Below are 10,241 nucleotides of genomic sequence, written 5' to 3'. Positions count from 1 at the left end.
CGGGTTATTCCGTTTTTATTCGGCCACGTGCCGCATGGACATGGGGAATTGTTCTTTGCCGTAACCGCCGGTGCAGTCTGCGACTGTGGTCGCCCCTTTGCGGCAGTTGACCTTGGGCATGTCGTAAGTGCTGCCATCGCCACACACGGCCTGGCCCTGACTGTCGATGGCCAAGCTGCCACCCTTCATAGTAGCGCTCACCGGCCCGGTGCATTTCGTGCCGTCGGCCTGGTGTACGGTGACTTCGCCCTTACCGTCCTTGAGCTGGTATTCCAGACGCAGCGGTTTGCCGGTCCGGCGGTCCTGAATACCGGCGCCAGCGCGGAACTGACCGTCGAGGAACTTGGCGGCACCGTCGGCGGCGTCCGGTGGAATGCTCAGGGGAGGGCCGGGTTTTGCGGCGGCGGATTTTTCGGCCTCGGGCGATGTGATATCCGGCGGCGCGGTTTTGTTTTCGGGCGGGGTGGCGGGCGATTCGGCTGCCGGGTCTTTCGCTGGGTCTTTGGCCAGGTCGGCCGGCGCTGCATCTGCCTCGTTGCCCTCGACCGCCGGCGCTTCCACTCCTTGGGTTTCGGTCACGGCGGTACCGGTGCCGGTTCCAGTGGTAGAGCCTACAACGGTGCCCGTCACCGGAACGCCGTTCAGCGTCGTGGCATTGCCGGTCAGTTGCGGTTCTTCCAGCTGTTTTTCCACCGGCACGATGCCCTCAGGCAGCAGGTCTACCGCCACCAACGGAATCGGCACGCAACCACGCAGACCAAGCAACAGCCACAAAAGCAGTAGCAGGAACGGCAGCAGCAACAGCCACCACCAGCGACGCCACCACGGACGAGCAACCACCGGCACGACGGGCGCAACGACAGGCGCGGCTTCGACCACCGGGGGCAGCGTAAACGCGGGCGGAACCTGATAGAGGCAGTGCAGGGGATCGCGATTGCCGGTACCGGCATGCTCGAAACCCCAAAAGGTCAGCACCGGCTTGCCTTGCACCAGGTAGACGAAATTCTCATCGGGGAAATGAATCACGCGCTTGAGCAGCTTGCCGAACACGGCTTTGTCGCCTTGCTGCTGTTCGCCGGATTCAGTGCCCAGGAAACGCTGGCTCAATTCCTCGAGCGCGGTTTTCAGCGCTTCAAGTTGGCGACGGGCAGGGACGCGTTCTTCTTCGGTCGCACTGCTCCACGGGATCACATCGCCGTCGAGGCCGCTGTACCAATCGATCTGGTTACCGAGCTCATCGCTTTGAGGGATGGCCAGATGATCGACCATTTCGGGGTTCTTGCGGCGAATGGCTTCGCGCAATTGCAGGGCCGCCCGGTATACCGGTTGACCTGTTTCGCCCAAGGCTGTGAATGACCCGCTCTTACCGCTGCGTAATAGTGCCCCGCGCATTCAAACTCCATATGTTCTGTTGCGCAAAAATGACAGACAAAGGTGTCTGTCCTTGCTCCTGCAATTAGCTGGCGACCTTAATGTCATAATGATGTCGCCGTCAATCATCCGGAGGTCCAAAACCGTATGAGACTAGCGTAAGCGTGCGGAGGTTGCATGGGGTCAATTTAAATTGGCTTGGGAAGGCTTGGGTATAAGCTTTTGAAGCTTGCTGAATCGTTTCATCAGCGCTATAAAAAATGCACAACTCCAAGAAAGGCTTCCCCATGACTCCGCTCAAATTCGTCGTTGCCTTTGGCGCTCTGTCCGCCTCCCACGCCATGGCTTGGGATTACGTCCTGCTCGACAGCGACAAGGCTGCTCAAAACTGGCAGATCACCAGCCAGCAACTCGGTGTGAAAACCGACAAACCCTTCTCCGTGACCCTTCGTAACTTGCACGGCGGTCGGCAGGAGGGCGTCAGCATCGTCGACATCGATAACGGCACGATGAAACTCTCGGTGGTGCCGACCCGTGGCATGAACGTTTTGCAGGCATCGGTCGGCAATGTGCGCATGGGCTGGGATTCGCCGGTCAAGGACGTGGTCAATCCGTCCTTCATTGAGCTCAACGGTCGCGGCGGACTCGGCTGGCTCGAAGGTTTCAACGAACTGGTCGCCCGTTGCGGCTACGAATGGGTCGGCCACCCCGGCGTCGACAACGGCGAACTCCTGACCCTGCATGGCCGTGCTGCCAACATTCCGGCCAGCACCGTCACGCTGCACATCGACGAAAAACCGCCTTATGCCATCCGCCTGCGCGGCGAACTGAAAGAACAGGCCTTCAAGAAAGTCGACTTCTCGGTGATCACCGAACTGGTCACCGTGCCCGGCAGCGCAGCGTTCGCTCTCAACGATACCCTGACCAACAACGGCGACTATCCGAAGGAATATCAGGCGCTGTACCACAGTAACTTCAGCACGCCATTCCTGGAGCAGGGCGCGCGTTTCGTTGCGCCGGTCAAACAGGTGTCGCCGTTCAACGACAAGGCCAAAGGCGATCTGCCGGACTGGCAGACTTACCGCGCGCCGACCAAGGACTACGACGAAACGGTTTACAACGTGGTGCCGTATGGCGACGCCAAGGGTGACACGTTGACGGTGTTGCATAACAAGGCAGGTAGCCTGGGCGTTTCGGTCGGCTTTAACACTAAAACGCTGCCCGTGTTTTCGCTGTGGAAAAACACTGATACCCAAGGCCAGGGCTATGTCACCGGTCTCGAGCCGGGGACCAGCTTTTCCTATAACCGGCGCTATCAGCGGCCGCTGGGGCTGGTGCCGACGATTGCGCCGAAGGAGCACAAGCAGTTTCAGATCAGTTACAGCTTGTTGGCGGACAAGGGCGCTGTGGACCAGGCGCTGAAGCGGGTGAGTGACATTCAGGACGGGCGGGAAACCGAGGTTCGGCAGACGCCGTTGGTGGATCTGACGAAGGAGTGATTCCATCAGCTGGAGGTTGGCCGGTATTGCAGCGCTTCAGCCAGATGACCACGGGTGATGCCATCGACCTGCTCAAGGTCCGCGAGGGTTCGAGCGACCTTGAGCAATCGATGCGCAGACCTCAGCGACAGGGTCAGTCGTTCGCACGCTGTTTCCAGCCAGGTTTCGTCGATTGTGGATAACGTGCAGTGTTTGCGCAGGCCCGGCAGATCAAGAAAAGCGTTCGCGCAGCCCTGGCGTTTGTGTTGCCGCTCTCTGGCGTCGGCGACCAGCAGTGCGGCGGTGGCGGTGTCATCGCCGGGTTTGAGTGCAGGATTCAGCGCCGTGGCTTCCCGGGCGACGGTCAGGTGCAGGTCGATACGGTCCAGCAATGGTCCTGACAGTTTGTTGCGGTAGCGCTGGACCATGTCCGGTGTACAACTGCATTTGCCGCTGGGTTCGCCAAGATATCCACAGGGACACGGGTTCATAGCGGCCACCAATTGAAAGCGCGCCGGAAACCTCACGCGATCCTTGGCGCGGGAAATCACGATATGGCCGGATTCCAGCGGCTCTCGCAAAACCTCCAGCACCTTGCGATCGAATTCCGGCAGTTCGTCGAGGAATAGAACGCCATGGTGGGCGAGGGTGATTTCGCCGGGTTGTGGCTTCGAGCTGCCGCCCACCAGCGCCGGGCCGGAGGCGGAGTGATGGGGTTGGCGGAAGGGCCTTTGCGGCCAGTGGCTCAAGGGCACGCAACTGGTGACGGATTGAATGGCGGCGACTTCCAGCGCTTCATGTTCGGCCAGGGGTGGAAGCAGTCCTGGCAAACGACTCGCCAGAAGGGTTTTTCCGGTGCCAGGTGGTCCGCTGAACAGCAGGTTATGAGCGCCCGCCGCCGCGATCAGCAATGCGCGCTTGGCTGAAAGTTGGCCCTGTACTTCGTTCAAGTCTGGATAGGGTTTGCTGGCATAGAGCAAACCGTTGGAAACGTAAGGCTCGACCGGTGTGTGCCCATTGAAGTGCGCAACCGCTTCCAGCAAATGATCCACCGCGATCACCTTCAACCCCGACGCCAGGCACGCCTCCTCGGCATTAGCTCGCGGCACCATCAGCGAGCGCCCGGCCTTGCGTGCAGCCAGTGCGGCCGGCAACACGCCTCGCACGGCACGTACCGCGCCTGATAGCGCCAGTTCTCCCAGACACTCCACATCATCCAGTGTCAGCGTTGGCACCTGCACGCTGGCTGACAGAATCCCCAGGGCAATCGCCAGATCGAATCGTCCGCCGTCCTTCGGCAAATCAGCGGGGGCGAGATTCAGCGTGATGCGCCGCGCCGGGAATTGCAGGCCTGAGTTGATGATCGCACTGCGCACCCGATCCTTGCTTTCCTTCACCGCCGCTTCGGGTAAACCGACCATGGTCAGGGACGGCAAGCCGTTGGCCAGATGGACTTCGACGGTGACGGCGGGCGCATCCACGCCGATTTGGGCGCGGCTGTGGACGATGGAGAGGGACATGGTCGTTCCTTGAGCTTTACGGGGGCCGCTTCCTGCGGGTTTTTTAAGGTTAGTCGGGAGGGCGTGATTTCGCGTGGCAGGTCGGACGGTGAATTATCGCAGGGTGTTGCAAAGCATCAGCGGACGGGCTGGCAGACAAAAAAACCGCCATTCAGGCGGTTTCTTTGGTAGACAGATTCAGGCTCTTTTTCCGGCAAGCAGGCCCGGAGGCTCAAGTTCTTTGCCGTGAGTCGCAGCGACGTCAAGGAATCGTTGTTGATTAGCTGAAATATTGCCAGCTAGCCGAAGCGCTTCCGCATGATATTGAACAATGAGCAACAGCCTGGCTTTTCGCTTTTTGTGGATCATGGACACCTCCAGTGCCTGGTGGCTTAGCTCGATACTATTAATCGTCCAAGTAAATGACAAGGCGATTGGCCTGGTCGAATCTGAATCCAAGATTCTGGTAGTAGGGGACGACATTCGGGTCAGGGTCCTGAATCTCTATTTCGTTGTATCCAAGCATTCGTGCATAGGTATCTGTAGCCAGCAGCGCTATTGGTGCGATCAAGCCACGAAGAGGATGAAACCTGTCTGGGTGGCCCTGCAAAAGAACGATCTTTATGCAAATGGTGCTTTTACGCGGAGTGGCGTAACACAGACCACATAGTTTTTGTTCGTACCAGATGGCTAAATCCAGTCCCTTTGCATCTTTGCACTTCCAATCTGGCACGCTTTCCCAGGGGTAGAGCGCCGCTTCCATCCACGGGTGACAGGCAACAATCGCAGTCGGGGTGATTGGGTCGAACCGGACCGCCTCGGTGTTGAGTCTCATCGCCCGTGATTTACAGTCTTTGACGAAGATTTTATAGGCGAGCTTTCGTGCTTCGGATTTGTAAGTTTGGTTCCGAAGGTCGGTGCCTTTCCCTTTTCTTCTCATTGTAAGTGTCTTTTGAAGATCAGAGCAGAAAGCCTAAAAGGAGTTGGGGCACTGATAAATCAGGCGATGGAGCTGCTTTTTGTAGGACCGTGCCTAGATAGGTGAAGGACGTCAGTGAAAGCTCTCGGATGGTCTTGCCAGATGAAGGTTGCTGCTTATGATCACGGATAAATGAAGCCATAGGAGGCGTAAATGAACCGGATTGGAATGCGGCCGATTCATCCAGGTGAAGTTCTCAGCGAGGAGTTTCTGAAGCCGCTGGGCATTACAAGCGCGGCTTTAGCTCGCTCGTTGGGCGAGCCGGAGGCTGAATTGATCGACGTAGTAAAGCAGCAGAGCGATGTCAGTGCGGGTCTGGCAAAGAAGCTTTCCATGCTGTTGAACACCACGCCCGAATTTTGGCTGAATCTGCAATCGACCTACGATCTGCGAAACTCCGAAATCGAGCGTGGATAAGCGCTTACGGAAAATGAAGCGCTCGCGAAGCTTTTTTCCACCAAGGCACGTTGACCGGGCGCTGCGTCTGCTTGCCGCTCGGCAACATTTGCGGAACATCCTGCAACCGAATCCACGGCTGGTTATTCCAGTGCAGCAAGCTCAGCGACATTTCCGGCCAGTTCAGCAGGCTCAGGATCGGGCGTTCGGTTGAGGTGGGTTGTTCTGCGTCTCTCAGGGCTGGCACTACGTCGTGGGTTAGCCATTCGCGCAGGGCTCGGTATTCGGGGCAGTAGTGGTAGATCAGTAAGGCGTAGACGCCGGATTCGCTGATCAGCAGGGCATCTTCGATGCTGCCGTGGATGAGCATTTGTGCGGACTGGTGTTGGTCGGGGTCGAGTTTTCGGACGGCGCGGTCGTCGAGGTAGAGGCGCAGGAAGCGGCCGAGGTCGCGGGCGCTGAACCAGGGTTGGTTTTGGAGGAGGAGGGCGTGGAGGTGGAGTTTGTGGCGGGTGAAGACGTGGGGGATCAGATAAGCATCATCGCTATTCATTGATACAGCTCCTCTTGCTAAAAGGGCTGCCCGCAATCGTCGCCAAACAATTGGGTGGCAGTTGTACGCGGGTTGGCGAACCGGAGCAAAAGGAACCCGGCAGACCCGAAGGCCTCCCACGCACAACCGCCATGACTTGTGTCGATGGTCGTCATGCTCCTTAAGCTTCCAGGTCGCCAAACCCAGTGCTGAACATTCAGCATTGGGCGAGCTTAGAAACCGGGGCTTTGCGGCGCAATCGGACGGCGGTGGTTTTGTTGTAGGACGTTGCCGGGATTTTTGCAGGGCTGAAGATCAAATGATCGCAGCCTGCGGCAGCTCCTACAGATGAATCTGAAGGTCGTGCCGACCTTCAATCGCGAGCAGGCTCGCTCCCACAGGGGATTGGGTTTCTACCGTGGGTTTTGCGTGTTACTCGGTTGGGGGATTGAGCTTTGCTTCCAGCTCGGCAACCTTCGCTTCCAGGCTTTCCAATCTTGCCCGCGTGCGTGCCAGCACAACCATCTGGCTATCGAATTCTTCCCGGCTCACCAGGTCCAGTTTGCTGAAGCCGCTCTGCAGCAACGCCTTGAACTGGCTTTCGATTTCGCTTTTCGGCAATGGGGTGTCGCCGCTGAAGAGGCGGGAGGCGGTGCCGGTCAAGGCGTCGAGGAAATCTTTGGGCGCGAGCATGGGAAAGGTCCTGGAAACAATGGCGGGCAGTGTATCACGCAGTGTCTATAGTCAATCCCGACCGCAGGGATGCACGCTTTTCGCGCATGCGGACGGACGGTGCCGCACCGTTGTTGTGCGTAACGCGTCCGGTGTTGCAGCGATGTGGTGGGTATCTACGGCCAAGAGCTTGAAAACTGAGGGTTTTGTGGAGATGGCAAGCTTTCTGCTTAGACGGTAGTGACCCATGCACTGATGCAGTCGATGTGACGAATGCAGTGCGCCAAGCGAAACGGGGGAAGAGTTTCGTGCGGAGCGGTTAGCTGGCGTCGGACGGGCAGGTAAGGCCGACGATGCGTTACAAAGCCAGGCACTGCGCTTAGACTTGAGCCGGGTTTGTTTTCCTGGGGCAAGTCCACCAATTCGGGAGAGAGTTTTCATGAAGCTAGTCACTGCCATCATCAAGCCGTTCAAGTTGGACGACGTGCGCGAATCGCTGTCCGAGATCGGCGTGCAGGGCATTACCGTTACCGAAGTCAAAGGCTTCGGACGGCAGAAGGGTCACACCGAGCTGTATCGCGGCGCGGAATACGTGGTCGATTTCCTGCCCAAGGTGAAGATCGATGTCGCCATTGACGACAAGGATCTTGATCGGGTTATCGAGGCGATAACCAAGGCAGCCAACACCGGCAAGATCGGTGACGGCAAGATCTTCGTGGTCAATCTGGAACAGGCGATTCGCATCCGTACCGGCGAAACCGATACCGACGCGATTTAAGCCGCCACAAACCCCAACGCCCCAGGAGAAAACAATATGACTCTGCGTAAATTCGCAGGGCTAGGAGCCCTGTTGTCCCTCGTAATGCCCAGCCTGGCCATGGCGGCAGACGAAGTGGCGGCCCCAGTCCTCAATTCCGGCGATACCGCCTGGATGCTGACCTCGACAGCCCTCGTGCTGTTCATGACCATTCCCGGCCTCGCGCTGTTCTACGGCGGCATGGTTCGCTCCAAAAACATTCTTTCCGTGATGATGCAGTGCTTCGCCATTACCGGTCTGATCAGCGTCCTGTGGGTCATTTATGGCTACAGCATCGCGTTCGACACCACCGGCATGGAACAGGGCGTCGTCAACTTCAATTCCTTCTTCGGCGGCATGGGCAAGGCTTTCCTCGCCGGTGTCACCCCCGCCAGCCTGACGGGTCCTGCGGCGTTGTTCCCTGAGGCGGTGTTCATCACCTTCCAGATGACGTTCGCCATCATCACCCCTGCGCTGATCGTCGGTGCCTTCGCTGAGCGGATGAAGTTCTCCGCGATGCTGATCTTCATGGGCATCTGGTTCACTCTGGTTTATGCACCGATCGCGCACATGGTCTGGTCCGGCAATGGCGGCCTGATGTGGGACTGGGGCGTGCTCGATTTCGCTGGCGGCACCGTGGTGCACATCAACGCCGGTGTGGCCGGTCTGGTGGCGTGCATCGTGCTCGGGAAGCGCAAAGGCTTCCCGACCACCCCGATGGCACCGCACAACCTCGGTTACACCCTGATGGGCGCAGCCATGCTGTGGGTTGGCTGGTTCGGCTTCAACGCCGGTTCCGCCGCAGCGGCCAACGGCACTGCCGGCATGGCGATGCTGGTTACCCAGATCGCAACCGCCGCCGCCGCACTGGGCTGGATGTTTGCCGAGTGGGTCACCCACGGCAAGCCAAGTGCACTGGGTATCGCCTCTGGTGTGGTCGCCGGTCTGGTTGCAATCACCCCGGCCGCTGGCACCGTGGGCCCGATGGGCGCGCTGGTGATCGGTCTGGCAGCGGGCGTGGTGTGCTTCTTCTGCGCCACCACCCTGAAACGCAAACTCGGTTATGACGATTCCCTGGACGCCTTCGGTGTGCACGGTATCGGCGGTATCCTCGGCGCGATCCTGACCGGTGTGTTCGCCGCACCGTCGCTGGGTGGCTTCGGCACCGTCACCGACATCGCCGCACAAGTCTGGATTCAGTGCAAAGGCGTGGGCTTCACGGTGATCTACACCGCAATCGTCACTTACATCATTCTCAAGGTGCTGGACGCTGTCATGGGTCTGCGTATCACCGAAGAAGAAGAGGCTGTCGGCATCGATCTGGCGCTTCACAACGAACGCGGCTACAACTTGTAAGACGCGCATAAAAAACTTGCCCGGCTTGCCGGGCATTTTTTTGTCTGGAGTTTGTCAGTGTGAGGACTGCTGAAAGGTTTTTTCGTACACGTTTAGTGGTGTTTACGGCGGGCGTTTTTCTGCGGCCAATGGCTTACATGATTGAAGGAATATTAGGGCCTTTGTTTTTTCCCAGAGCGCGCTAGAATGCGCCCCGAACGTGCGGAGAACTGTATGTGGCAACAGACTCTGATTACCCTGCGGGCGAGGCCCCGGGGCTTTCATCTGGTAACGGACGAGTTACTCGCCGGCCTGCCTGAACTCAAGGCGTGTCGGGTCGGTCTGTTGCATTTGTGGCTGCAGCATACCTCGGCGTCGTTGACCATCAACGAGAACGCCGATCCGGCGGTACGTCGCGACTTCGAACGATTTTTCAATCGTCTGATCCCACAAGGAACAGACGGCTATGAGCATAACGACGAAGGCCTGGACGACCTCCCGGCGCACTTCAAGGCCAGCGTGCTTGGCTGTCAGCTCAGTTTGCCGATTTCGGCGGGCCGACTGGCGTTAGGGACCTGGCAAGGCGTTTATCTGGGCGAGCACCGTGATTTTGGCGGTGCCCGTAAAGTCCTCGCCACCGTGCACGGTGAAGAGGCATGAACCGCTGGTCACCAGCGGTTATTGAATTTTTCCGGCAGCCTTCGACAGAGGGCAAAGCTGGGCTATAACTAATCTGCTTTTCGCAAGTCATGAGGTAGAACATGAGCGACGATGATCTGGAAAACGACGACCTCGAAGTAGGCGACGACGACGAAACCGAAGAAGGTCTGGAAGCAGCGGCGGAAGACGTCGCTGAAGACGACGGCGGTGATGCGCCCGTTCCGACCGCCAAAGGCAAAGCCAAGGCAGCGGTATCGGTCGATGAGCTGCCGAGCGTCGAAGCAAAAAACAAGGAACGCGATGCCTTGGCCAAGGCCATGGAAGAGTTCCTGGCCAAGGGCGGCAAGGTGCAGGAAGTGGAGGCCAATGTGGTCGCCGATCCTCCCAAGAAGCCTGACAACAAGTACGGCAGCCGGCCTATCTAAGCGTCTGCCCTTGCTTGCTGAAAAAGCCCGCCGTCGCTGCGGGCTTTTTCATGGGCGATAGATAGGTGGACTGCGTTATCGTTCTTCGCGGGCAAGCC

Annotated in this window: 12 protein-coding genes; 6 read left to right on the top strand and 6 right to left on the bottom strand. The window is 58.5% G+C overall.

Annotated features, from left to right (window positions below; translation table 11 throughout):
- Positions 1-15: 15 nt before the first annotated feature.
- Positions 16-1,392, bottom strand: a complete 1,377-nt coding sequence (locus PMI32_RS12155) for an SrfA family protein (protein ID WP_008030518.1) — start codon at positions 1,390-1,392, stop codon at positions 16-18.
- 266 nt (positions 1,393-1,658) lie between these two features.
- Between PMI32_RS12155 and PMI32_RS12160 the strand changes: the two genes are divergently transcribed.
- The gene (locus tag PMI32_RS12160) at positions 1,659-2,870 is read left to right on the top strand and encodes an aldose 1-epimerase family protein (protein ID WP_008030516.1); all 1,212 of its coding nucleotides are present in this window, start codon (positions 1,659-1,661) and stop codon (positions 2,868-2,870) included.
- Positions 2,871-2,875: 5 nt separating this feature from the next.
- Here PMI32_RS12160 and PMI32_RS12165 read toward each other — a convergent pair whose 3' ends face one another.
- The 3 genes from PMI32_RS12165 to PMI32_RS12170 form a co-directional block, all read right to left on the bottom strand.
- Positions 2,876-4,369, bottom strand: a complete 1,494-nt coding sequence (locus PMI32_RS12165; RefSeq protein WP_008030513.1) for a YifB family Mg chelatase-like AAA ATPase — start codon at positions 4,367-4,369, stop codon at positions 2,876-2,878.
- Between the two features lie 177 nt (positions 4,370-4,546).
- Positions 4,547-4,717: a hypothetical protein gene (locus PMI32_RS30445; protein ID WP_177318887.1), complete on the bottom strand. Its 171-nt coding sequence runs from the start codon at positions 4,715-4,717 to the stop codon at positions 4,547-4,549.
- Positions 4,718-4,754: 37 nt separating this feature from the next.
- Positions 4,755-5,288 (bottom strand): hypothetical protein, encoded by a 534-nt coding sequence (locus PMI32_RS12170; RefSeq protein WP_008030511.1) that lies wholly within the window; start codon positions 5,286-5,288, stop codon positions 4,755-4,757.
- 192 nt (positions 5,289-5,480) lie between these two features.
- Between PMI32_RS12170 and PMI32_RS12175 the strand changes: the two genes are divergently transcribed.
- Positions 5,481-5,744, top strand: a complete 264-nt coding sequence (locus PMI32_RS12175; protein ID WP_008030509.1) for a HigA family addiction module antitoxin — start codon at positions 5,481-5,483, stop codon at positions 5,742-5,744.
- A gap of 4 nt (positions 5,745-5,748) precedes the next feature.
- Here the strand turns inward: PMI32_RS12175 and PMI32_RS12180 are convergent, their stop codons facing one another.
- Positions 5,749-6,276 carry a BRO-N domain-containing protein gene (locus PMI32_RS12180; protein ID WP_008030506.1) on the bottom strand — a complete coding sequence of 176 codons (528 nt, stop codon included), beginning with the start codon at positions 6,274-6,276 and terminating at the stop codon, positions 5,749-5,751.
- 411 nt (positions 6,277-6,687) lie between these two features.
- Positions 6,688-6,948, bottom strand: a complete 261-nt coding sequence (locus tag PMI32_RS12185) for an accessory factor UbiK family protein (RefSeq protein ID WP_008030504.1) — start codon at positions 6,946-6,948, stop codon at positions 6,688-6,690.
- Between the two features lie 418 nt (positions 6,949-7,366).
- Here PMI32_RS12185 and glnK point away from each other — a divergent pair, with 418 nt between their 5' ends.
- The 4 genes from glnK to sutA all read left to right on the top strand — a co-directional run bounded on the left by glnK (position 7,367) and on the right by sutA (position 10,143).
- Positions 7,367-7,705, top strand: a complete 339-nt coding sequence (glnK, locus tag PMI32_RS12190) for a P-II family nitrogen regulator (RefSeq protein WP_002555808.1) — start codon at positions 7,367-7,369, stop codon at positions 7,703-7,705.
- A 36-nt stretch (positions 7,706-7,741) separates the two neighbouring features.
- Positions 7,742-9,079 (top strand): ammonium transporter, encoded by a 1,338-nt coding sequence (locus tag PMI32_RS12195; RefSeq protein WP_008030500.1) that lies wholly within the window; start codon positions 7,742-7,744, stop codon positions 9,077-9,079.
- 213 nt (positions 9,080-9,292) lie between these two features.
- Entirely contained in the window at positions 9,293-9,718 is a 426-nt protein-coding gene (locus PMI32_RS12200) for a secondary thiamine-phosphate synthase enzyme YjbQ (protein WP_008030499.1), read from the top strand.
- A gap of 101 nt (positions 9,719-9,819) precedes the next feature.
- Positions 9,820-10,143: a dormancy-specific transcriptional regulator SutA gene (gene sutA / locus PMI32_RS12205; protein WP_008030496.1), complete on the top strand. Its 324-nt coding sequence runs from the start codon at positions 9,820-9,822 to the stop codon at positions 10,141-10,143.
- Positions 10,144-10,241 lie beyond the last annotated feature (98 nt).

This window comes from Pseudomonas sp. GM60 (genome assembly GCF_000282415.1).
Lineage (GTDB): Bacteria > Pseudomonadota > Gammaproteobacteria > Pseudomonadales > Pseudomonadaceae > Aquipseudomonas > Aquipseudomonas migulae.
Note: the sequence above shows the minus strand (reverse complement) of the source record. Positions and strands in the feature narration are given on the sequence as shown.